Origin of the sequence: Rhizobium sp. 862_C5_N1_2 (genome assembly GCF_051811205.1) — a bacterium.
GTDB lineage: Bacteria > Pseudomonadota > Alphaproteobacteria > Rhizobiales > Rhizobiaceae > Rhizobium > Rhizobium leguminosarum.
The window spans coordinates 1980426-2002586 of record NZ_JBPWPT010000001.1 but is presented as its reverse complement, the minus strand read 5'-3'; the positions used below and the strand labels follow the sequence as shown (position 1 = coordinate 2002586).

The 22161-nt window shown below is 59.0% G+C and carries 26 protein-coding genes and 1 tRNA gene; 12 read left to right on the top strand and 15 right to left on the bottom strand.

Annotation, left to right across the window (positions count from 1 at the left end):
• Positions 1–5 precede the first annotated feature (5 nt).
• From ACD590_RS10155 to ACD590_RS10135, 5 genes are read right to left on the bottom strand one after another with little or no spacing between them, the layout of a single operon-like run.
• Positions 6–1229, bottom strand: a complete 1224-nt coding sequence (locus ACD590_RS10155; protein WP_130652428.1) for a molybdopterin molybdotransferase MoeA — start codon at positions 1227–1229, stop codon at positions 6–8.
• On the bottom strand, positions 1226–1723 hold the full coding sequence (moaC, locus tag ACD590_RS10150) for a cyclic pyranopterin monophosphate synthase MoaC (protein WP_130652427.1): 498 nt from the start codon (positions 1721–1723) through the stop codon (positions 1226–1228). Before moaC ends, ACD590_RS10155 begins: the two co-directional genes overlap by 4 nt.
• Positions 1723–2535, bottom strand: coding sequence for an indole-3-glycerol phosphate synthase TrpC (gene trpC, locus ACD590_RS10145; RefSeq protein ID WP_130652426.1), 813 nt, complete (start codon positions 2533–2535; stop codon positions 1723–1725). The genes moaC and trpC overlap by 1 nt, the downstream gene beginning before the upstream one ends.
• Positions 2536–2544: 9 nt before the next feature.
• A complete protein-coding gene (trpD, locus tag ACD590_RS10140) occupies positions 2545–3561 on the bottom strand; it encodes an anthranilate phosphoribosyltransferase (RefSeq protein WP_130652425.1) in 1017 nt (338 codons plus the stop codon).
• An 8-nt stretch (positions 3562–3569) separates the two neighbouring features.
• On the bottom strand, positions 3570–5462 hold the full coding sequence (locus ACD590_RS10135) for a peptidylprolyl isomerase (protein WP_130652424.1): 1893 nt from the start codon (positions 5460–5462) through the stop codon (positions 3570–3572).
• 219 nt (positions 5463–5681) lie between these two features.
• On the opposite strand from ACD590_RS10135, the gene ACD590_RS10130 reads away from it, so the two are divergent.
• Entirely contained in the window at positions 5682–5963 is a 282-nt protein-coding gene (locus ACD590_RS10130) for a hypothetical protein (RefSeq protein ID WP_026188395.1), read from the top strand.
• 78 nt (positions 5964–6041) lie between these two features.
• Here ACD590_RS10130 and ACD590_RS10125 read toward each other — a convergent pair whose 3' ends face one another.
• Positions 6042–6296, bottom strand: coding sequence for a GlsB/YeaQ/YmgE family stress response membrane protein (locus ACD590_RS10125; RefSeq protein WP_018242084.1), 255 nt, complete (start codon positions 6294–6296; stop codon positions 6042–6044).
• Positions 6297–7196: 900 nt separating this feature from the next.
• On the opposite strand from ACD590_RS10125, the gene ACD590_RS10120 reads away from it, so the two are divergent.
• The 3 genes from ACD590_RS10120 to ACD590_RS10110 all read left to right on the top strand — a co-directional run bounded on the left by ACD590_RS10120 (position 7197) and on the right by ACD590_RS10110 (position 9677).
• A complete protein-coding gene (locus tag ACD590_RS10120; protein ID WP_047622869.1) occupies positions 7197–7352 on the top strand; it encodes a hypothetical protein in 156 nt (51 codons plus the stop codon).
• A gap of 518 nt (positions 7353–7870) precedes the next feature.
• Positions 7871–8752: a transglutaminase family protein gene (locus ACD590_RS10115; RefSeq protein WP_028733729.1), complete on the top strand. Its 882-nt coding sequence runs from the start codon at positions 7871–7873 to the stop codon at positions 8750–8752.
• A 97-nt stretch (positions 8753–8849) separates the two neighbouring features.
• Positions 8850–9677 (top strand): transglutaminase-like domain-containing protein, encoded by an 828-nt coding sequence (locus ACD590_RS10110; protein ID WP_018242079.1) that lies wholly within the window; start codon positions 8850–8852, stop codon positions 9675–9677.
• A gap of 19 nt (positions 9678–9696) precedes the next feature.
• On the opposite strand, the gene ACD590_RS10105 is transcribed toward ACD590_RS10110, so the two are convergent.
• Positions 9697–9918, bottom strand: coding sequence for an alkylphosphonate utilization protein (locus ACD590_RS10105; RefSeq protein ID WP_018242078.1), 222 nt, complete (start codon positions 9916–9918; stop codon positions 9697–9699).
• A gap of 566 nt (positions 9919–10484) precedes the next feature.
• Positions 10485–11210, bottom strand: coding sequence for a 3-keto-5-aminohexanoate cleavage protein (locus ACD590_RS10100; protein WP_130652422.1), 726 nt, complete (start codon positions 11208–11210; stop codon positions 10485–10487).
• Positions 11211–11678: 468 nt separating this feature from the next.
• Here ACD590_RS10100 and ACD590_RS10095 point away from each other — a divergent pair, with 468 nt between their 5' ends.
• The 4 genes from ACD590_RS10095 to ACD590_RS10080 all read left to right on the top strand — a co-directional run bounded on the left by ACD590_RS10095 (position 11679) and on the right by ACD590_RS10080 (position 13870).
• Positions 11679–11960, top strand: coding sequence for a hypothetical protein (locus ACD590_RS10095; protein WP_130652421.1), 282 nt, complete (start codon positions 11679–11681; stop codon positions 11958–11960).
• Between the two features lie 119 nt (positions 11961–12079).
• Positions 12080–12412, top strand: a complete 333-nt coding sequence (locus ACD590_RS10090) for a hypothetical protein (RefSeq protein ID WP_197728260.1) — start codon at positions 12080–12082, stop codon at positions 12410–12412.
• A gap of 714 nt (positions 12413–13126) precedes the next feature.
• Positions 13127–13384 carry a hypothetical protein gene (locus ACD590_RS10085; RefSeq protein ID WP_130759114.1) on the top strand — a complete coding sequence of 86 codons (258 nt, stop codon included), beginning with the start codon at positions 13127–13129 and terminating at the stop codon, positions 13382–13384.
• 123 nt (positions 13385–13507) lie between these two features.
• Positions 13508–13870, top strand: a complete 363-nt coding sequence (locus tag ACD590_RS10080; protein WP_205936027.1) for a hypothetical protein — start codon at positions 13508–13510, stop codon at positions 13868–13870.
• A gap of 159 nt (positions 13871–14029) precedes the next feature.
• Here the strand turns inward: ACD590_RS10080 and ACD590_RS10075 are convergent, their stop codons facing one another.
• The 5 genes from ACD590_RS10075 to ACD590_RS10055 all read right to left on the bottom strand — a co-directional run bounded on the left by ACD590_RS10075 (position 14030) and on the right by ACD590_RS10055 (position 16482).
• Complete coding sequence (locus tag ACD590_RS10075; RefSeq protein WP_439002509.1) at positions 14030–14701, bottom strand: hypothetical protein; 672 nt, start codon at positions 14699–14701, stop codon at positions 14030–14032.
• A 245-nt stretch (positions 14702–14946) separates the two neighbouring features.
• The gene (locus tag ACD590_RS10070; protein WP_113543489.1) at positions 14947–15333 is read right to left on the bottom strand and encodes a hypothetical protein; all 387 of its coding nucleotides are present in this window, start codon (positions 15331–15333) and stop codon (positions 14947–14949) included.
• A 205-nt stretch (positions 15334–15538) separates the two neighbouring features.
• The gene (locus ACD590_RS10065) at positions 15539–15682 is read right to left on the bottom strand and encodes a hypothetical protein (RefSeq protein ID WP_162769136.1); all 144 of its coding nucleotides are present in this window, start codon (positions 15680–15682) and stop codon (positions 15539–15541) included.
• A gap of 100 nt (positions 15683–15782) precedes the next feature.
• A tRNA-Ser gene (locus ACD590_RS10060) sits at positions 15783–15872 on the bottom strand.
• 298 nt (positions 15873–16170) lie between these two features.
• Entirely contained in the window at positions 16171–16482 is a 312-nt protein-coding gene (locus ACD590_RS10055; RefSeq protein ID WP_130652420.1) for a hypothetical protein, read from the bottom strand.
• A 309-nt stretch (positions 16483–16791) separates the two neighbouring features.
• Between ACD590_RS10055 and ACD590_RS10050 the strand changes: the two genes are divergently transcribed.
• Positions 16792–17847, top strand: coding sequence for a type I restriction endonuclease (locus ACD590_RS10050; protein ID WP_439002508.1), 1056 nt, complete (start codon positions 16792–16794; stop codon positions 17845–17847).
• 234 nt (positions 17848–18081) lie between these two features.
• Complete coding sequence (locus ACD590_RS10045; protein ID WP_165403090.1) at positions 18082–18408, top strand: GYD domain-containing protein; 327 nt, start codon at positions 18082–18084, stop codon at positions 18406–18408.
• A gap of 91 nt (positions 18409–18499) precedes the next feature.
• On the opposite strand, the gene ACD590_RS10040 is transcribed toward ACD590_RS10045, so the two are convergent.
• Together ACD590_RS10040 and ACD590_RS10035 are read right to left on the bottom strand one after the other, a co-directional pair.
• Positions 18500–18703 (bottom strand): hypothetical protein, encoded by a 204-nt coding sequence (locus ACD590_RS10040; RefSeq protein WP_028733723.1) that lies wholly within the window; start codon positions 18701–18703, stop codon positions 18500–18502.
• Positions 18704–18819: 116 nt separating this feature from the next.
• On the bottom strand, positions 18820–19329 hold the full coding sequence (locus ACD590_RS10035) for a hypothetical protein (protein ID WP_439002507.1): 510 nt from the start codon (positions 19327–19329) through the stop codon (positions 18820–18822).
• A 395-nt stretch (positions 19330–19724) separates the two neighbouring features.
• Between ACD590_RS10035 and ACD590_RS10030 the strand changes: the two genes are divergently transcribed.
• The gene (locus ACD590_RS10030; protein ID WP_439002506.1) at positions 19725–20819 is read left to right on the top strand and encodes a septal ring lytic transglycosylase RlpA family protein; all 1095 of its coding nucleotides are present in this window, start codon (positions 19725–19727) and stop codon (positions 20817–20819) included.
• A 71-nt stretch (positions 20820–20890) separates the two neighbouring features.
• Positions 20891–22084, top strand: a complete 1194-nt coding sequence (locus ACD590_RS10025; RefSeq protein ID WP_439002505.1) for a D-alanyl-D-alanine carboxypeptidase family protein — start codon at positions 20891–20893, stop codon at positions 22082–22084.
• Positions 22085–22161: the final 77 nt, after the last annotated feature.

The window sequence follows — 22161 nt, the reverse complement described above, 5'->3', positions numbered from 1 at the left end:
TGAGATTATGCCAAGAGATCCGGCCGCAACAGCATGACCGGGCAGGGCGCTCCGGCCGGCAGTTCCGGCGCATGCGGTGGGCGGATGACGAGGCAATCGGCTGCGGCGAAGACCTTCATCATCGAGGAATCCTGCTTGCCGAAAGGCTCGGCGAGCCAGGCGCCGGCAGCGGATTTCGAAAGTTTCGCCCTGATATAGTCCTGCCGGTGGTCATTGGCGCGCAGTGTGACGGCCGCCTCCACCGTTGCCTCGCGCCGCACTGGCGGCAGGGAGGCGAGCTTGCGGATCAGCGGCTCAAGGAAGAGCAGCGAACAGACGAGGCTAGAGACCGGATTGCCGGGCAGGCCGAGCACATGCGTCTCACCGAAGCTGCCGACCATCAGCGGTTTGCCGGGGCGCATGGCGATGCGCCAGAAATCGAGCTGCATGCCGGCCTCGATCAGCGTGGCCTGCACCAGATCATGGTCGCCGACCGAAGCGCCGCCGAGCGTGACGATCACATCGACCTTGGCGTCCCGCGCCGTGCCGATCGCCGCGGTGATCTTGGCCTTGTCATCAGGCACGATACCGAGATCGAGTACATCGGCGCCGGCTTTGCGGGCAAGGGCTGCAATACCAAACGTATTGGATGCGATGATCTGCGAAGGGCCGGGCGTGCTTCCGGGCGGCAGCAGTTCGTCGCCGGTTGCGAGGATGGCGATCAGCGGGCGCCGCAGCACCTCGACATCAGGCCGGTTCATGCCCGCAGCGACCGTCAGCCGCGAGAAATCGAGCACGGTGCCGGCCGACAATACGGCTTCGCCTTCGGCGAAATCCTGGCCGCGGGGACGCACGTGCTGGCCATGCCGCACAGGGAAATTGGTTCTGATGCCGCCCTCGATCTTCTCCGCATCCTCCTGCAGCAGGACGCTATCAGCGCCTGGCGGAACAGGCGCGCCGGTGAAGATACGGACGGCCTCTCCCTGGCTGACGCTTCCCTCGAAGCCGTGGCCGGCGGAAGACATGCCGATGACCGTCAGCACGGCGCCTGGCTCCGGCGCGTCTTCGCGGCGTAGCGCATAGCCATCCATGGCAGAGGCGTTGAAGGGCGGTTGGGTCAGGCGGGCCGTCAGCTCGACGGCCAGGACGCGGCCCTCAGCCTCGGCAAGCGGCAGCGTCTCGGACGCCGCAACGGGCTTTGCGCGAGAGAGCAAGCGGTTCAGAGCCTCGGCGACCGGAAGAAGGTTCATCTTGCCTCCGGATGACGGAAATCGCCGGATTTTCCGCCGGACTTTTCTAGAAGTCTGATGCCGCCGATCTCCATTGCCTTATCGGCCGCCTTGGCCATGTCGTAGATCGTCAGACAAGCGACAGAGACGGCGGTCAGCGCCTCCATCTCCACACCGGTCTTGCCGGTCAGCTTGGCGGTTGCCGTAACGCGCAGGCCGGGTAGGGCGGTATCTTCCTCGATCTCGACCGTGACCTTCGTCAGCATCAGCGGATGGCAGAGCGGGATGAGATCGGCGGTGCGTTTTGCCGCCATGATGCCGGCAAGGCGCGCCGTCCCGATCACATCGCCCTTCTTGGCATTGCCTTGGACGATGAGAGCGAGCGTTTCCGGCGCCATCTTCACATGGCCCTCGGCAGTGGCGATGCGCACCGTCTCGGCCTTATCGGAGACATCGACCATATGCGCCTCACCGGAGGCATCGATATGAGTGAGCCCTGGCTTTTGGCCGCTCATCATTCGGCCGCGATGGCGGCTTCGCCAAAGAGCAGCGCGCGGGTGGCGGCGGCTACGTCGTCCTTGCGCATCAGGCTCTCGCCGACGAGGAAGGTATTGATGTCGACGGCCTGCAGGCGCTTGCAATCCGCATGGGTAAAGATGCCGCTTTCGCCGACCAGCAGCCGGTCGTCCAGCACCATGGGGGCAAGCGTCTCGCTGACGCTCAGGCTGACTTCGAAGGTCCGCAGATTGCGGTTGTTGATGCCAATGAGCAGCGAGGAAAGCTTCAGGGCCCGCTCCATCTCCTCGGCGTCGTGGACCTCGACCAGCACGTCCATACCGAGGCCAAAGGCTTCGTCCTGCAGGCGTTCGGCCTCGTCGTCAGAAAGCGAAGCCATGATCAGCAGGATGCAATCGGCACCCCAGGCGCGGGCTTCCTGCACCTGATAGGTCTCGAACATGAAATCCTTGCGCAGCGCCGGCAGCGTGCAGGCAGCGCGAGCGGCCGTCAGAAATTCCGGCGCGCCCTGGAAACTCGGCCTGTCGGTCAGCACCGAAAGGCAGGCGGCACCGCCGGCCTCATAGGCGCTCGCCAGCGACGGCGGATCGAAATCCGGGCGAATGAGACCCTTCGACGGGCTCGCCTTCTTGATTTCGGCGATCAGGCCGAAGCGGCCGGCATCACGCTTGGCAACGAGCGCCTTGTGGAAGCCGCGCGGGGCGGACTGATCAGCCTGCATCGCCTTCAAGTCGGCAAGCGACACCGTCGCCTTGGCGGCGGCGATCTCCTCGCGCTTGTAGAGTTCGATCTTCTTCAGGATATCGGTCATCGGGCAATCCTAGTCGATATCGTTGGAAACGGCGATGAGTTTGTCGAGAGCGAGTGCGGTAGAGCCGCTATCCAGCGATTGCGTGGCCAGCGTCATGCCGTCGCGGATCGTTGCGACCTTGCCTGCGATCACGAGCGAGGCAGCCGCATTGGCGAGCGAGATATCGCGATAGGCATTCTTGGCGCCGCCGAGCACCTCGCGAAGGGCTGCGGCATTGGCGACACCGTCACCACCCTTGATGTCGGCGAGCAAGCAAGGGCTGACGCCGAAATCGGCGGGCGAGAGATCGAAGGTGCGGATCTTGCCGTCTTCGAGTGCCGCGACGTGTGTAATGCCGGTCGTGGTGATCTCGTCGAGGCCATCGCCATGGACCACCCAGACGCATTCGGAGCCGAGATCGCGCATGACTTCGGCAAGCGGCACCAGCCATTGCGGCGAGAAGACGCCGAGCAGCTGGCGACGGACGCCGGCCGGGCTGGAAAGCGGCCCAAGCAGGTTGAAGATCGTGCGCGTGCCAAGCTCGACCCGGGAGGGGCCGACATGACGCATGGCGGAATGATGCAGCTGGGCGAACATGAAGCCGACGCCGGCTTCCGCGATGCAGCGGGAAATGATCTCGGGACCGACGTCGAGCTTGACGCCGAGTGCCGCCAGATTGTCGGCCGCGCCCGATTTCGAACTCAGCGCCCGGTTGCCGTGTTTGGCGACGGGAACACCGGCGCCGGCGACGATCAGCGCCGCCAACGTCGAGATATTGTAGGTGCCGCTGGCATCGCCGCCGGTGCCGACGATGTCGATCGCATCGGCCGGGGCCTCGACGGTCAGCATTTTCGAGCGCATCGCGGTGACAGCGCCGACGATCTCATCGACGGTCTCGCCGCGCACGCGCAGCGCCATCAGGAAGCCGCCGATCTGCGAGGGCGTCGCCTGGCCCGACATCAGGATGTCGAAGGCGGCTCGGGCCTCCTCACGCGTCAGCGGCTCGCGGCTTGCGGCCTTGGCCAGGAACGGCTTCAGATCGGTCATAGAGCCTCCTAGCGGACCGTCGCCTGTTCGGCGAGGGTCTGGTTGATCTGCGCGCCGTATTGCGTCTGCAGCAGGTTGACCATCTGATCGAGAATATCATCGCCGGCGGCATTGGCCATGGCGGTGATCTGGGCATCGCGGTTGTTCAGCACATCGCCGGTCGGCTGCGTGTTGACCTCGGTGACCTTCAGCAGGATCTGCGTCGAGGGATCGGCGCCGACGGCACTTGCGACCGTGTCGACGGGGCCGGAGAAGGCGGCGGTGATGCCGGCCCGGCCGAGGACCGCATCATCGGTGGAGCGGGTGACGCCGCTCTTGCTCTCGACGGCGATGCCGAGCGGCGTCGCGATATCGGCAAGTGCCGTGCCCTTGGCCGCTTCGGCCTTCAATTCACCGGCCTTCTTGGCGAGCTCGGCCTTCTGCTGCTCCGCCGTCCAGTCTTCGACGGCCTTTTCGTGCACCTCGGCCACCGGGCGCTCGCGGTCCGGCGTGATTTCGCGGACGTTGAACCAGACATAGCCGTCATTGCCGATCGGCAGCGGCGGCGCATCGACGCCGACCTCGGTCTTGAAGGCTTCGCCGAGCAGCTGCTGTTTGGCGGGGAGATCCTTGACCTCCTTGCCGTCCTTGTCGGCGCCGGTCATATCGACGGCGTCGACGGCCACGGCGGTGAGCTTCAGCTGGCCGGCAATATCCTCGAGCGTGGAACCGCCCGCGCGCAGGTCCTCGATGCGATCGTGAACGTTGATCACTTCCTGAGAGGCATTGGAGAGTGCCAGCTGCTTGCGGATATCCTCCTTCACCTCGTCGAAATTCTTCGTCGTTTCAGGCTTGATGTTGGTGACGCGCAGGATGACGGGGCCGAAGGAGCCATCGACGACAGGCGTCGTGCCGCCATCACGCGAAACCGCAAAAGCCGCATCGGCAACGGCCTGGTCGGGAACCTTGTCCTTGGTGAACTCGCCGAGCAGCACGTCGCTTGCCGTCTTGCCCTGGTCGGAAACCAGCTGGTCGAAGCCGGTGCCGCTCTTCAGCGCCGTTTCGGCGGCGACGGCGAGATCCTTGCTGGTGAAGGTCAGCTGTTCGATGGTGCGGCTTTCCGGCGTTCGATAGGTATCCTTGCTCTTGTCAAACGCTTCGTGGATCTGGTCGTCGGTGACGGTCGCCGCATCGGCGATATCGGCGGGCTGCAGCTTGAGATAAACGAGCTTGCGGTATTCCGGCGCCCGGTAGCGCTGCTTGACGCCATCGAACCATGTCGCCAGCACGTCGTCGGCAGGCGCCTTGATCGGTTCGATATTGGCGTTGGTCAGCAGCAGGTAGTCGATACTGCGGCTTTCATCGCCATAGAGTTTAAGGGCATCGACCAGCGTCTTCGGGGCCGTGAACCCGTTGGAGATGGCATCGACCACCTGGCTGCGGACAGCGACCTTGCTGCGCTCCTTGATGTAATCGTCCTGGCGGATGCCGGCATTGCGAAGACGCGAGACGAAGAGCTCGCGGTCGAACTGGCCGTTGACCGCCTTGAACGCCGGATCGTCGGCGATCAACTGGGCGAGGCGATCCTGCGACAGGCCGAGGTTCATGTCTTCGGCGAGCTGGTCGAGAGAGGCGCCGGCGACGAGCTGGGCGAGCACCTGCTGCTCGATGCCGAAGGCGCGGGCCTGCTCGGGGGTGAGGCGCGTGCCGAACTGCTGGCTGACGCTTGCCACCTGGCGCTGATAGGCGAGGTGGAATTCGTTGACGTCCACATGCTGATCGCCGACGGTCACGACCGTGGTGCTATTGCTGCCCGTTATCAGCGACCGGGAGACGCCCCAGATGCCGAAGGACGCGACCAGCAGAAGCATCAGCAGCTTGGCGACCCAGGTCTGAGCGGCCCTTCTCAGGATATGGAACATAGAAACGCAAACCTCGCAGTATCATTGACCCGCGCGCGGGCAGACATTCGACGTTCCTTAAAACAAACCCGACAGGAAATGAAGGGTTTGTCACGCGAAAAGCTGCGCGGACCGACGGCAGCGCGGCAGCAGCTTTGCGGCGAACAAAAGATCGGCTCCAACGGAACCTTTTTGGCCGCCATTTCGTTGAAGCGGCATCCCATGAAACAGGAGCAGACCATGGCAGAATTGAAAACCGCTTCCGCCGAATCCACCGCTGCGCGCGTCAAGGCTGACATAGCAGCAGACGATCTGTCGGCGCAGGTCGCAGCCCTTCGCAACGATCTTTCCCGGCTGACGGAAAGCGTGGTGGCGCTGGGGCAGGGGGCGAAGTCGGCGGTTACCGACGAGGCTTCGCTGATGACGGAGCAACTGCGCGACAAGGTGCGCGAAGAACCGCTCATGGCACTCGCTGTGACGGCAGGCATTGCCTACGTGTTCGGCCTGCTCAGCCGCCGTTGAACGGGAATATAGGTGAAGAAAAGCCGGACGTCATGAACGCCCGGCTTTCAATACTTCCGCTGACGGCAAAAGCTACCGTCAGCGGCGGATGACGCGCCCGATCGCGATCAAGATGCAGGCACCGACGAAACCGGTGATCAGATAACCCAGCCAACCGGCGAGCGGCTGGATGTGCAACAAACCGAGGATCCAGTTGGCGACAATCGCGCCGATGATGCCGAGCAATATGTTCATGAGCAGGCTCATGCTGCTGCGCATGGCCTTTTCCGCCAGCCATCCGGCGACACCGCCGATAATGATGGCTGCAATCCAACCCACGCCTGCGTCTTCCATGGTTATCTCCCTCCTGGCAAAACGAGTCACAGAATGCACGAAACGAAAGGAAGTTCCACTCCCAGTTACTGAGATTGCTTGCAGGTTCAGCAACTTATGTGACTCACGGCTGCAGCAAGGTGACCGGAGAGTTCAGCGCGTGGGCGGCAATCTGGAAGAGCAGGCCGGCAATGGCGAGCATTGCGAATCCGAAAGGCATGATCAGGCTTTTGCTAAACATCTTTCCTCTCCCCTTTTGCGTAAAGCATAAGCGGAAGCGGAAGGAGCGCAACTATATTGTTAACAGATAGTTAAGCCTCACAATTGATTAAACTTTAACACATTTTTGATTGTCGTAATACTTTCGGATGTCGAAACACTTCTTCTTCACGCTTCCCCTGTTTGCTGACGGATCTTCGGCGATCTATGCTCGCCAGACATTCCGGTCTACGCCGCCTGATCAACGCCGACTGCAGACGCAATAGCACTTGGTGCTGCCATCTCTCCGGATCGCAAAGTGGGTCGGCGATGGTCAAGTGATCGAGCGCCTCAAGCCCAATCCGCCGCCGGCTTGCAATCAGGTCCGGTGGACGATCAACATGAAGAAGAGGAAGGATGCTGTTGCGACCGTCGCAGCGAAGGCAATCTGATAATCCATGTCGTTAACCCCGGTTGGATAGCTCCCGTTAACGCCGATCCGCGTCATGGAGTTCCATACCGCCAGTTCGCGCTTATCTCCTGCGGATTGATTTTGGCGAGGAGTGCATCATTTTCTCTAGAATAGGATGATTTTAGGCCCAGTCGGCCTAAAATCTGAATCCTGTTCTAAATTAAGAGTTAGAGCATGATGTCGTCCGAAAACCGCTCACACTTCTCGGCATCATGCTCTGAACCGCCATTCAATCCGGGGGAAAACACTTGATGCCAAAAGCTGCAATCGCCATCGCCTGCATCTGCCTGCTGACACTTTCCGGTTGCGGCAATACCGCATACGGGCTGAAGAAGGATGGACAGGAAGCGAGCCACGCCATGGACAACGCGACCCATCGGGTGCTTTCCGCCGGCTCAAAGAAGTGACGCAGGCGACAGAATAAAAAAGCCCGCCTGGGGTGAGGCGGGCTTAGAATAACAGGGAGAATGGACGGATAGACTCCGTCTCAGCTAATAAAGCACTTTCTTAAACGTGTGGCTTTACGTCATTCGACGTAACCGCGACCGGCAACGGATCCGATGCGCACCATGATTCAAAATTGAATCAGAGATATCCGGATCGAATCAATGATATTGGGATCAGGTCAGAAGTTGCCCCAGTTTTGAGCGCGGGCACGGGCGCGAATAATCCGGTATTCGCGACCGCCATAGAGCGAGCCGATTGTCAGCAGAAGCGTCAGAACGTCCCAGATGATATGCATGTTATCCTCTTAGGTTGGACGGCCCTGCCGTCGATCGGTTGAAGATACAATAGCAATCTTTCGAATGTGCTTATATGACAAGAAATCGGGATGAGCGGGAAAGCGGGCTGGGCGCTTCCGCAGAGGAGGGGCGGCATCGCCGTCTTGGAGCAGCAAAGTGAACAGATTACCGGACGGCGGCTCATGACGATTTTCTCCGTCCGCCACATCACGTCCTATCGCTACGTCAGGGAGGTCGAATTCGGCGAGCACCGCTTGATGTTCCGACCGCGCGACAGTTTCGACCAGCGGCTGATCGAAGCGTCATTGACGATCTATCCTGAGGAAAGTCATGTGCGCTGGATCCACGATGTTTTCGGCAATTGCGTGGCGCTCATCAATATTTCGAGGCCGGCGTCCGAGCTTCGTTTCGAAACCTGGATCACGCTCGATCATACGCCGCAGGTCGCCCTGGATCTCAAGGTCGACGACGAGGCCCTGACCTATCCATTCTCCTACGACAAGGATGAGATTGCCGATCTGACGCCGGCGATGCAGCGCCATTATCCCGATCCGAACGACGAGGTCGGACGCTGGGCGCGCCAGTTCGTGCGCGTTGGACGTCCGACGGAGACCGGGCACCTACTGATGACGCTCTGTTATGCCATTCGGGAAAGCTTCGTCTATGCGCGGCGCCAGGAACATGGGACTCAGACGCCGGTGCAGACCTTGCAGCTTCGTTCCGGCACCTGCCGGGATTTTGCGCTGCTGATGATGGAGGCGGCACGCGTCCTCGGCCTCGCGGCGCGGTTCGTCACGGGTTATGTCTATGTTCCCGACCGGGACGGCTCCACCGTGCTCGGCGGCGGTTCGACGCATGCATGGTGCCAGATCTATCTTCCCGGCGCCGGCTGGACGGAGTTCGATCCGACCAACGGCATCGTCGGCAACCGCGATCTCATTCGTGTCGCCGTTGCCCGCGATCCGCGCCAGGCAGTCCCGTTGAGCGGCAGTTATGACGGGGATGGGAAGGATTTCGACAGCATGACGGTGCAGGTGAACGTCACCACAAGGCAATCTGGCTAGCCAGGCGGTGACAGTCCCGGTCTTGCGGGAACCGGGTAGCGCGATCAGCGTTCCCTACTCACCTCTGCCAATGCAGAGACGCGACAAGGAAGCCACCATGAAGATACGCGCCGGGTTTCATCTGGGCTACGAATGCATGCAGCCAACGCCAATGCTGCTCGTCCTCAATATCCACCCATCCCGTCGTGCCGATCTTCTCAGCGATCAGATCCTGACATTCGACCAGCCGATCGAGGCCTGGAGCTATACTGATGTGTTCGGCAATGCCTGCAGCCGGATCGTCGCCCCGCCGGGCCTGACGACAATCTCGACGGAATTCGAGATCTACGACAGCGGTCAGCCCGACATCGTTCCCGACGATGCCGTCCAGCACGCGATCAATGACCTGCCAGATGATGTGCTGGTCTTCCTGCTTGGCAGCCGCTATTGCGACACCGACAGGCTTGCCGATTTTGCCTGGGCCACATTCTCATCGACGCCGCTCGGCTGGGCGCGTGTCCAGGCGATCTGCGATTTCGTCCATGACCACATCACCTTCGATTACCTGAAGGCGGACGTTCTCCGGACCGCGCATGGCGGCTTCACCGATAAGGCGGGCGTCTGCCGCGACTTTGCCCATCTCGCCATCGCGCTTTGCCGATGCATGAATATCCCAGCCAGATATTGCACGGGCTATCTCGGCGATATCGGCGTTCCGATCGATCCCAATCCAATGGATTTCAGCGCCTGGTTCGAGGTGTTTCTCGGAGGCCACTGGCATACGGTCGATGCCCGCCACAACACGCCACGCATCGGCCGGATCCTGATGGCGACCGGGCGTGACGCTACCGACGTCGCCATGTCGACGGCCTTCGGCCCGGCAACGCTTTCCCGCTTCGAGGTGATCACCGAGGAACTGCCGCAGGAGGCACTCAAGGACGATTGATGGTGGGCGAGGAGACCCTCTATGCCTTCTTCAAAAACTCGGTTTTCAGTACGAGGCCTTTGACCTGCTTGGTGTTGCACTCGATCTCACCAGGATTGTCGGTCAGGCGAATTCCCTTGACCAGGGTTCCGCGCTTCAGCGTCTCCGAAGTTCCCTTGACCTTGAGGTCCTTGATCAGCGTCACGGAATCGCCGTCTTGAAGCTGAGTCCCGTTGCTGTCCTTTACAATGATGTCGGCCATGATGTCCCCGCAGTAATTCAAAGTGCTGCAGCGTCTTTTGCGCGTCTGAAAAGACGCACAGCGCTGTCGTGATCCGGACGGGAAATCATGTTGGCATGGGATAGTCAATGCGACGGGGCCGGCCAGGCTGCTCTTCAGTCCTACGCGACCCTTCTTCAATCAACTCACGCGCAGGCCTCCAGAACGCCGGCGATCCCTTACCGGCAGCGCCCAGCGCGTGGGGATAAATGGGCATCCGCCGCAGCCAAGCTCAGACCAAGGTCCGACCTGTCTCGGACTTCGTGCCCATACTAACGCTTCGGCCGCTGCCATAGATTTTGCGCCGGGTCGGAGTTTGCGGAGTTTTTGCTGTGACTAAGATTATTGTCGCCGGGATGATACTGGCACCGCTTATCTTCTGGGGTTCTATTGGCGTCCTCATATACTCGTATTTTTCGTGAATATTTATCAGGCGCCCCGAATTCCGAAAACCGGAAAGCTTCTATTCAGTTGTCATGGTTCTAGTTCGCGAGCAACGATCGGCCGGGATCAAGGGGACCGACAACGGCGAAAATTCGACAGTGGGATCAGTTCGATTGGCCGCGGAAGATTGCAACGGCCGCCGCGACCAATGCAGCATTGTCACTCGCAATCGTTCCATCCGGGAGGTGCTTACCATCTTCCAGGCCGATGCGGGTGGAATAGCGGCGTTCGCGCGCCGATCGGACGAAGGGCCAGACAGTCCCGTCGAAGCCGTGCAGGAGGATCGGCCGATTGACGCGGCTGCGCTCAAGCACCTCGATGATGCCATCCCTGATATCGCATGCGCGCTGCAGATCCTGTTCGTCGTCAAGCTCGATCAACAGTCGAAAGACCCGCTCATGATCTTCGAGGCTGGTGTAGCGCTCCGCATCGGCGACCGATGCCAGCCCGACTTCAATCCCGACGCCCTTCTGCCGGAGCAGCTGGATGACACCAGGCGCATCGTCTTCCGACAGGTTCACCGACGCATAATCCGGCAGAACGCGCCAGCAGCGGATGCCTGCCCGCGTTTTCTCCCGATCGCCTTCGATCCAGGCGCCGGTGGACACACCGATCAGCGTTCCCGGACAGGCGCGGCGGATCGCGCCAAGCGTGTCGTCTACGGCGGCAAGGCTCTCCTTGCCGTCGGCTCCGCGCGGATGAATGTGGAGCTCCGCGGCACCCGCCGCGACCGAAGCGGCGGCATCGCGCACCATGGCATCGATCGTCAGCGGAATGAGCGGATGGAAATCCCTCGGCCGTGCGCCGTTGATGCAAGCTTGAACGATCATAAGGGAGCCTCGCGCTTGTTGGGCCGCTTAAGACACTGGGTATACCAAAATCTGGAAAATTCGAAGAACCTTGGCGCCGCCGCTATCACGGCTGTTTCCCTTGCTGTTGAAGCCCCAATGATATCAAATCAGCCGGGATATGCCTCTCGCGCAGGATCAAGCTGCGCGAACGCCGAGAACCTAAAGCGGCGCAAGGTTGCCGTGTCATGTCAGGACGTCTTTACGACTCCGGCTCAGAGGACGGCCACGTGATCTCGTGGCAGCGACGTGACGTCAATCTGCCGCCCGACCCCATTCTTGAGTTAATGGCAGTCGCGTCCTGCCGCAGCCTGTACATCATCTCATCATCGACGCAAAGGTCGCCGGTCGGTCTTGGTCTTCTCGCGTTGCTCCAGCCGCAATGCGGACGTTATTTCCCAGCCTCGCCGTTCACGGAGAACTCGATCTCACGCCACCAATGACAATGGTGTGGCGTTTGTGGCGGTGCTGGCGATAGCCGGCGTCTGGTTGGCGGCTCGACCTGCATGGAGACAGGTCGAGCTCCTGAAGATCCAAACTGCCGGGCTAACAAGGGAGCGCCTGGCGGAGCGCTACAGGATGATTAGAGACGCAATCAAAGCATTGGAATGGGACCAGTGGGTACAGGAGCATCGATTGCATCCCGGCACGCCGGTAGACAAAGATGCTTTCGTGGAGGAGATGCTGGATACTTTTCGTAATCGAAAGAAAAGGCTTCACTTTGGTTTGTGAAAGAGGTGGCTAGACGCGGCGTTACAAGCCGCCGCGATGGCTAGATCAAGGCAGCGCCCATCCGTTCATCCTAGGTTAATGCTTATTAACCCAGGCTAGACGCCTGAAAGGATGCGCCGATGATGAAGAAACTTTTTCCCGCACTTGCAGCCGTAGTCCTGGCTGCATCTTTCGCCCTGCCGCTAAACGCCACACCGATCGTCGTGCCGAAAGCAGTGCCAATGCACGCCGCCGACATCGAGCAGGTCAAACACCGCAGCCATGGCAAAAAGCATGCGAATGGCCACTGGAAGCCCCGGCGATACGCTTACCGAGACTGTCGGTATTACGGCTCATGCTACCGTCCGCGGAACTATGGCTATCCCAGAAATTATGAATACCCCCACTACGGCTATCGCGACTATTACCCCTACCAACGTAGGTCAGGTGTGAGCCTGTATTTTAATTTCTAGCCGTCCGCGCAGGACGACGAGAAGTACGACACGGGCATCAGAGGTCGTTATTTCGGTGCCGATCCGTCCAGTCGATCATCGGGGCGACAGCAAAACGGAAGCCCTCCCTTAGCGCTGTCAGCCTCACCCTCGGGCGGGGCTTTTTTTGCTGTCGGCGCCAGCAAAGAAAAAGGTCGGGGCGAGTGCTCGCGCCGACCCTTCTTTGATTGCATCAGCACGGTGCCAGTACATCCGTGGTCACCAGCAAAAGCTATCTGATGGACTGAATCTATTCGCCTTGTAAATTTTTGCAAGGATTAGGGGGTGCCGATTTAGGGCTAGGTGAGGGAGGCCCAATACCCACGGTACGACGAGAAGTACGACTTAACACGAAGTCACCTTGTTTCTAGGCCGATCCGTCCAGTCGATCATCGGGGCGACAGCAAAACGGAAGCCCGACCACTGCGCGCCGGTTCCGCTTAGATGGCATCTTATCGTTATGATAAGCGTACAACTTTTGGGCAGAAAGCGGAAATTATGCAGCAAATTCAATGTTGCATGGCGGAAGAGGTGGGATTCGAACCCACGGTACGGTTTCCCGCACGACGGTTTTGCCGTTTCGCGCTTCGTTGCGTTTCTCAGCGTAACATCTTGTTATTTAAAAGCGAATCTCGGCGCTTATCGGCTTCGTGATTCGTCGTTCTGCGGCGCATGGTACCGTTTTTGAAACGGCGAATGCCGAAAAAATGCCGAAATCAAGGCTCGCCCAAAACTGAAATGTCGAAACCGGATCAACAACTGTTGGAACATTCGGTTTTCTTAGGTTCGTGGGCCGATGGCCGCGATGAAATGCGCCTCGCGCTCTCTGCACTCGCGGAGCGTTTCGTGATCGAGCATCGCCGCTCGATCGAAAAGCTAGCGCTCGCCCTTGATCAACGCCGCACCATGTCAGGCGCCGAGGTGGGGGAAATCATTCGGAGCATTGGGCAATGACAGACAAGGACGACGACGGGCAGCTCGCCCTTATCGCGGCGCGCGCTGAGGCTTGAACGGTCATTGAGCAGGCGGAGTGTTCACGCTCTCATCGCTGCCACGGCCGCCAGTACAGAAGCGAAGATGAAGACGCTCGCCGCCCGCGTCGCCGAACTCGAAGCCGGCGGCGTCCGCTATGCCGGCTGCTACCAGAGGGCCTTGGAATATCGACGGGGAAGTGTGACTACCTTTGCTGGGTCGATGTGGATAGCGCTTGACGACGTGCCAGCGGGCGTTCAACCCGGTTCGAATGTTGCTCTCTGGCAGCTTTCTCAAAAGGGTGAGCCCCGGGCCGGCAAACAGACGCAAGGACGGCAGCAACGACCCTCGAAGAAGTTCTTCGTCGGACAAAGACGTCCCTGGACGCCCAAGCTGACGCTGCGCTGGAGAGGTCGCGCGAAAGCCTCCACTTCAGCCCGCTCACCGACAGTGAGATCGATGAGCTAATGGCGCAACAGTATGTGTACCTTGTTCAATGGAAGATAGACGCCCTTGCTGAGATCGAGCGAGAACTAAGGGCATGGCAATGAACATGCGCCCGAGGACGGAGTATCGGTTCCAATCCAACCGCGATGTACGGCTCGATTGAGCCCGTCGTTCACAAATTCAGATAGAAATCTTACCTGGATTTCTGGCGCGAAAATCCGCCAGTGCTCTTTCTGTGTCCTCTTTTGACTTGCTGGCAATGATTTCAAATGGCGGTTCGGGCACCGTTAGGATAGCCCCGCTATCAGATATCATCAGAAAGAACTCCGACTGATCTTCAAGTCGAAACAGGAAGCAATAGCCTTCAGGCTCGTTGAGCCCCATACTTGGGTAGGTGAACCTTGCATGAAAGTAAATCGGTTTGGGCTTCGACATTTCTCGAAGCATCAGGGTACCCACGGCACCGGCGTACTCTGCATACCCCGCATGCTCTACGCTATGCTCCCACTCGAGTGGAACGCATACACGGGCAGTGCGCAGGAAAGCCGATCTACCTTGTGTCGTGGATATGTCGACGTCATCGAATGGTGCAAGCACCATGCCCTCAGCCATCTTCACTGCTCGAAACGGACCAGTCGCGGTTTTAAGGTAATAAGTCTGCACTTTCTTGCCTCGTGTATTGAGTAAATGTTCCGCTTCCTGAATTTCCGTGATTAGTGGTCGTTCTGGAAGTACATTGCAGAAGCACTGAAAGAATGGTTTCAGATCATAAGGATCTTTGATCTTGAAGACCGTGGAAAGCAGCCACTTATCATCCCTTCGAACCGCTTCCTCTTTGTTGATTGGGGTCATGTCTGCGTTCTCTCCTTGGTTCATCTGGAACACCAATAGGAACAGAATGTCGTTTCTTCCGTCAATTGATGCGCGTAATTAAACATGGCGGTCGCAACCCAGCGCCAGAGCCCCGGGGGGCGGGCGAACGTTGAAAAGGGAAGCCCTCGGGGCCTCGCGTGCAATCTCATCCGGAAATTTTTTTGACGCTGACGAAACATCAGGTGGGCTGTATTTCGCCGGATTAGCGATTGCCACCAAATCCGTCATCTATCGTGCTGCAACGGCGACGTAACTTGGAATTGGGATGCCCGTTGTATCTTGGCCTCATAGCGATTCCAGAGCGCCAGAAAAAGGGTTGTCGCGATGAAGAAGGCGAGCGCTGCCAGATGGATTTTGCCGAGGCGGCGCGCGAAATAGGATTTGGCCTTAGCTTCGACAGCCTGGGCCACGGCCCTATTCCGCCTGTCGCCTTCGAGGAGAGACCGGACTATGCGTCCACGTGAACGATCCTGCGCGCGGGACCGATCATCGTCCTTCGGCTCTGCATTCAACCCATGACGCACGGCGCTAAAGATCAGGATTACCAGCAACACCCAGAGCATTATGAAGGACAGGCCCAAAAGGTGTCCGCTGGGGGTGGTCATATCCATCGGAGTCTCCGGGCCACAGAGCAATGATCGCTCCTGCCATCAAAGAGGAACAGACGCATGATTTCAACCTCGGGGCGCAACCTTCGGTCATTCACATCTTCATGGCAGCTGCCAACTCACATGCGTATATTTCCCGTCTATGGATGAAGCACCCAAAAAACACGCTGGCAGACCCCCGCATCACCCTACGGACATGCAACGCCGTCTAGTCGAGTTGCTCACGGCCGAGGGTGTTTCGCAACTCGAAATCGGCCGCGTCATTGCAATCGACGGAAAAACGCTGCGGAAGCACTATCGGCGTGAGCTGAACATCGGCGCCGCAAAACTCGAAAGCGCGCTTGTCGACCATCTGCTCCGCATTGCCTGCGGCAGGGACGGGACCGCCTTCCGGGCGCGGAGAGCATGGCTGGGGATCGTTCGCAGGGTCTTCGCGTTCTCGCGATGCGGGTTGGCGGAAGAGGTGGGATTCGAACCCACGGTACGGTTTCCCGCACGCCGGTTTTCAAGACCGGTTCCTTAAACCACTCGGACACTCTTCCATCTGCTTGAAAAGGTGGTGAAATCGGCATTCTGTTGATTTCTGCGAACCGGCTATTGCGACCGATTTGCTACCCAATCACTCGATGGCTGGCTTTTTAGCAGCTTTGATAGCAGCGTCAACTTGCTCTGCAGCATTTGCCAGCACTCCCGGCCTCACTTGCGAATATAGGTCGAGCGTGGCTCGGCACCAAGCTGGGTCGAAGAGGGAGCCAACCCACGTCTGCCGCACTGTGGAGGCGCGCTTTGACCTCAACCAGACGGCGAGAAGACGCTCCGTTGCTGACTAAGAGCTCCTGCTTAGTTGCCTGCTCTCGTATTGAAATCATTGACGGCCTGGCTGTGATCAGAACTGAGCCTTTCAACTTCATTCTTGGCCTTGCTCGCAACGTCTTGTGCCTCAGTGGCCTTGCTCCTAGCTTCCTCCGCAGCTTGCTCCGCCTCATCGTCAGCTTCATTGATTTCTCGTAGCTTGCAGTCAACGAAGCTCTCAATCTCCGATTTGAAGTTCTCGACATTGCGTTGGCAATTGTCGAAGTCGTATTGGTCATCAAATCTGCCGGACCCGTTCACGCATGATGGTGCGGTCGGCTCAATATGCCCAATCTGCAACTGACACGCCGATCAGCATGGCCAATGCTACAATCTCAAACTTCATGATCCCCCATCGTTAACGCCGCCGTTGTAGCACCGGATCTGAAATAAAGCGCTGAGGCTGCAAAAGGTACCGGACGCATCCAATCCTCGCTCATTAAGTCGGTGTCTTCTGCATCTTGAATGGAGATCTAGGACTGGCAGGAAAGCTTTTTGTCGATAACCACCCGATCGCGCATACAATCAATTCGTCATTTGCCCCGCAATTCTGGATTGACTGGAATTCGTACTTCAGCAACTCTTCCTTTTATAACTGCTGGGGGAATCATGAGCACGATAGAAGAAAGTCTGCGCGCGATATCTGAACGCGTGAAATCGCATTCAAGCACCATGGCTACGGAAGAAGCCGTAAAGACAGCCGTCGTGCTGCCTTTCCTTCGGTCCTTGGGCTACGATGTCTTCGATCCAACTGAGGTGGTGCCGGAGTTCACCGCCGATGCCGTCGGGAAAAAGGGCGAGAAGGTCGACTATGCGATCAAGATCGATAAAGAGATCCGCATCCTGATCGAATGCAAGCCGATCTCAGTGTCACTCGACAAGAAGCACCTCGATCAGCTTTACCGATATTTCAGCGTAACCAACGCGAAATTCGCAATCCTAACTAATGGACGGACATTCAATTTTTACACCGACCTCGACGCTCCCAATAAACTCGACACTAGGCCATTTTTTGTTTTTGACGTGACAGACTTCAGTGCTGGCATAGTCACCGAACTACGAAAATTCGAGAAGTCCGCATTTGATGTTGCGGCGATCCTGGCGACGGCCGAGCGCCTGAAATACACCTCCGGTATAAAGCAGGTAATCTCCAAGCTGATCGAAGAGCCGACCGATGATTTTGTGCGCACCGTTTCTGGCGGCGTCTACGAGGGCCGAATGACCGCACAGGTCAAAGAAATGCTGACCGGCGTTGTTAGGACAGCCTTTCGTGAAGTCATTATGGACACCGTGAAGAGTAGGCTTTCCAGTGCCCTCGCTGACACCGAGGAGGTAATTGAGAAGATCGATACGCCCGTCGAGGAGGAGCCTGATGTCGTAACGACAGAAGAAGAACGCGAGGGCTATATGATCGTGAAGGCAATTGTCCGCGACACCATCTCTTCGAAGCGCGTAATGATGCGAGACCAAAAGTCCTATTGCGGTATCTTGATCGACAACAATAACCGCAAACCGCTCGCTCGACTTTGGTTCAATCGATCGGTCAAATACATCGGTCTATTCGACGGCGAGAGTGAGGAGCGGCTAATCGTGGATAGTCTTGACCAGATCTATGACTACAGCGACCGGCTTCGGGTTACGGCCAAGAAATACGCGGATTCGTGATGGGATGGGTTTTCTGGCCATCCGGTAGGCGTCTACTACCGCTTTTCCCGTAGTTATTACGTCCTCAATGAATGCAAGGCGACATCCCGTCCCTCATTCGCGCGACACGTTCGCTCAGTCTCTGCCTCTTTGCGAAACGAAACAGGCAGGGCGGCCTGTTCCGTACATTGGAAATGACTCGCGTTCGCCCCGGCTTGAGCGTTTACTGTGTTGTTCTGGCGGAGGAAACGAACCATGGCCATGTATCTCACGCGCTTCAGCTACACGCCCGAGACGTGGGCGCGAATGATCGAAAACCCCGAGGATCGCCGAGAGGCGGCACGCAGTTACATGGAGTCTGTGGGCGGAAAGCTCCATGGATTCTGGTACGCCTTCGGCGAGCGTGATGGTTGGAATCTGTGGGAGGCGCCTGATAACGTATCGATGGCGGCAGTCGCGCTTGCGATCGGTGCAGGAGGCGCGCTCAGCTCCATGGAGACCACTGTCCTCCTCAGCGTCGAGGATACGATCGAAGCCTTGGAAAAGGCGAAGTCTATTCGGTATCGTCCACCGGCAGCGTAGGTGGCGGTCCACCGATGTGGAAGAAGTGTTTCGCGCGGATCGCATTCCCCGGCGCAAGCTCTCCGTGAATTGCGCCGGAGACATGCGAGACCTAGCCCCCGTCAGATCCGAGGCCCTTCGGACCGTTGAGCTGGTTCATATCCTCGCAGAGAGAGCGAACCGCCTCCATCGTCACAGCGAGTGCCGACATCAGGATTGCGATGTCGTTGTCTTTATCTGGTTGGGAAAGCGCCAGAGATCGGGCATGCAGCTGTTGGCTGACCGTGTCGAGCTGCGTCAGGGTTTCATCGTTCATGGTGATCCTTCAAAGGTCTAAACCTTCAAAGCCTGCGGCGGCCATTTCGTTCCCATACAGCCGCGAAGAGTCAAATACGCGATCCGCGTTGCATCATAGCCAGTCGGCGGGGTGACCTACCCATTCGGCTTGCGCAGGGGTGGAAGCCGCAGGTAGGGATTTTGGGGATCGTAGGGTCCCTTCGGTTCACCCTTGCCGGCCTTTACCAGATTGGGCACCAGCTTTCCCTTCGGCCCGAAAATATAGTCGATGCCGGCGCAGAGATGGGCGAGGGAGCGGTAGTTGAAATATTTGAACCAGTCGTCGGCGAGGAAGGCGGCTTCGTCCCACGCTTTTCCCCGGAGGCGGTCATATCCGGCCCGCTGCAGATAGGCTTCGCCTGTCCTCCTATCGACGGCGGCGCCGAGGCAAAGGTTGCCGGCGATCAGCGACAGGCGGAGCACCTTGAGAGTTTCGGCATCCTTGTTCGGCAAGGGTTTTAGGGTCTCAGCAAGATAGAAATTCGTCGAGGGATCATTGGTCATCGTCTTGCGCCAATAAGCGGGGAAACTCTCCGTGGCGGCGCCGACCGCCGATGGGGCTGACATCACCACCAGCAAGATCAAGCTTTTGAAAGTTCGGCCCATTCTTATGCCCCCAACCCGCGATGAGCGTGCATAGCGTCATATCGCCGGGATAGGCAAGGAGTGCCGCGCTGCCGCTCGCGAAATACGCGCAGACCGTGTTTCAATATGGAGCTTTTGGGGCATCCGGAAGCGCCCAGATGTTCACCATATGCCCCGCATCGGCACGATGATTTCGGGCCTCATTGCGGCGGCGGGAGGGTAGGCGGAAAGGGCTCGCGTTAGTGATTTATAAACCATAATCATTAGAATTGTCGCTATCGCTGCGAAATCGTTCGTAAATTTGCCATGAACTTAACAAGATTAAAGCCTCGTTAGGCGGGTGGGGATAAGGCGTTATTGGCCCAGGATGGGGCAAGGTTCCTTAACCATAACGATCTTTGAGCGGCGTGGGACATATGAAACTGGAATACGGGGCGGCGTCTTTCGCAACGACAGCACGGTGGCTGGCGATCTCGGCGATGTGTGCAACGGTTGCGGCGTGTGGCACGACGCAGGCAGTGCCGAAGAAAAAATCCCACGGCAAAGAATATTTCTCCGAATCCGAATATGGCGTGAAGGCGAGCCCGCGGGTCGCCACCGGCAACAATATCCCCAAGGGCGGCGGCCGCTACATCGTCGGCAACCCCTACGAGGTGAAGGGCAGGTGGTACTACCCGAAGGAAGACTTCGCCTATAACAAGGTCGGCGTCGCCTCCTGGTATGGTTCGGCCTTTCACGGGCGTCTAACGGCGAACGGCGAAGTCTACGACCAGATGCATCTTTCCGCCGCGCATCCGACCTTCCCGCTGCCGAGCTATGCGCGCGTCACCAATCTCGAAAGTGGCTCCTCCGTCATCGTGCGCGTCAACGATCGCGGCCCCTATCACGAAGGCCGTATCATCGACCTTTCCAACAAGACGGCCGATATGCTCGATCTGCAGCACAGCGGCACCGGCAAGGTGCGCGTGCAATATGTTGGCCGCGCCCGTATGGACGGCCACGACATGCCCTATCTGATGGCTTCCTACGTGCCGAAGGGCAGCCGTATTCCCGGCGTCAATCCGGAAGGCCAGATCGCAACCGGCGTGATGGTCGCCTCCAACAGCCGCAAGATCACCCGCGACCAGCTGCAGAGTTCGGAAGATTACGAGACGCCGGTCAACGTGCCGGTGCCGATGTCGGCAACCTCCTATGCCGGCTCGACGCCGAGCGCACGCTACAACGCAGCACCCGCTCTGGCACCGGCTGCCCATGTTCTGGTCGCGCCATCGCCGCCGTCCTTCAACAATGGCGCGCAGGCCATGGATCAGATGGTCGTACTGCCCGAGATCGGTCCGATGCCTTATGAGCGGCCTCAGAATTCGCTGGCGCTCGGCTACCAGGACGAAGAGGTGAAGACGGTGACCGTCGATCTCGCTTTCGATGCGGTGATGGTGCGCAATGACGGGCTGACGCAGGATTCGATCCTTGCCGCAGCCAAGCGTCATCAGGCCAAATCCGTCGCGCGCTGAGCATGGCATTGCATCGGATTCTCCCTGGCTCTAACCTCTCGACATACGCCGCTCCATAAATGGAAATTGCGATGCTGAAGCCTGCGCTTCGCCTGCTTGCATGCCTGATGCCGTTTGCCACCGGCGCGTTTGCAGCCGATGGCGGTGCCGCCGGTTTCGCTACCAAGGCGGCGCAGGCCTATATGATCGAGGCTGCCACCGGCACTGTGCTTCTCGCCAAGAACGAGGACCAGGGCTTTTCGCCGGCTTCGCTCGCCAAGCTGATGACGATGGATCTCGTCTTCGAGGCGGTGACGAAGGGCCAGATCACGCTCGATACCGAATATCCCGTTTCCGAATATGCCTGGCGGACGGGCGGCGCGCCGTCGCGGACGGCAACGATGTTTGCCAGCCTCAAATCGCACGTGCGCGTCGAGGACCTGATCAAGGGCGTCGCCATCCAGGGCGCCAATGACAGCTGCATCATCCTCGCCGAAGGCATGGCCGGTGGCGAGCAGCAATTTGCCGTGTCGATGACGCGCCGGGCCCACGAGCTCGGCATGGAGAAAGCAGTGTTCGGCAATTCCACCGGCCTTCCCGACGGCAAGAGCAAGGTGACGGCGCGCGAAATGGTCACGCTTGCCGCGACCCTGCAGCAGACCTATCCGAACCTCTATCCCTATTTCGCCCAGCCGGATTTCGAGTGGAACAAGATTTTCCAGCGCAACCGCAACCCGCTGCTCGGGCTCGATCTCGGCGCCGATGGGCTGGCGACCGGCTTTACCGAGGGCGAGGGGTATTCGATCGTCGCGTCGGTTGAGCGCGACGGCCGGCGGCTGTTTCTGGCGCTTGCCGGCATCGATTCCGACAAGGAGCGGACGGAGGAGGCCAAGCGGGTGCTCGAATGGGGGCTGACGGCCTTCGAAAACCGGCAGATCTTCGCCGAGAAGGAAGTGATCGGTGCCGCCAGCGTCTATGGCGGCACGGCACGCACCGTCGATCTCGTCGCCAAGGCGCCGGTCAGCGTCTATATTCCGATCAGCAATCCCGATCGGCTGTCGGCGCGCATCATCTATCGCTGGCCGCTGACGGCGCCGGTCAAGCCGGATACCCAGGCAGGCACGCTGAGGATTTTTGCCGGCAGCCGGCTGCTCAGGGAAGTGCCGCTCTATACCGTGCAGGCGGTCGGCGAAGGCTCGCTCAGCAGCCGGGCGGTCGACGCCGTGTTGGAACTCGGCGAATCGCTGTTCTTCTCCTGGCTCTGGGATAAGTCCGCGCCCGGCTAAAAGCCCGGTCCTTTCATGCAATTTGCCGGGAAAGGTGAATATGTCGCCGCGGCAAAAGGTTTTCCTACCTGATATCT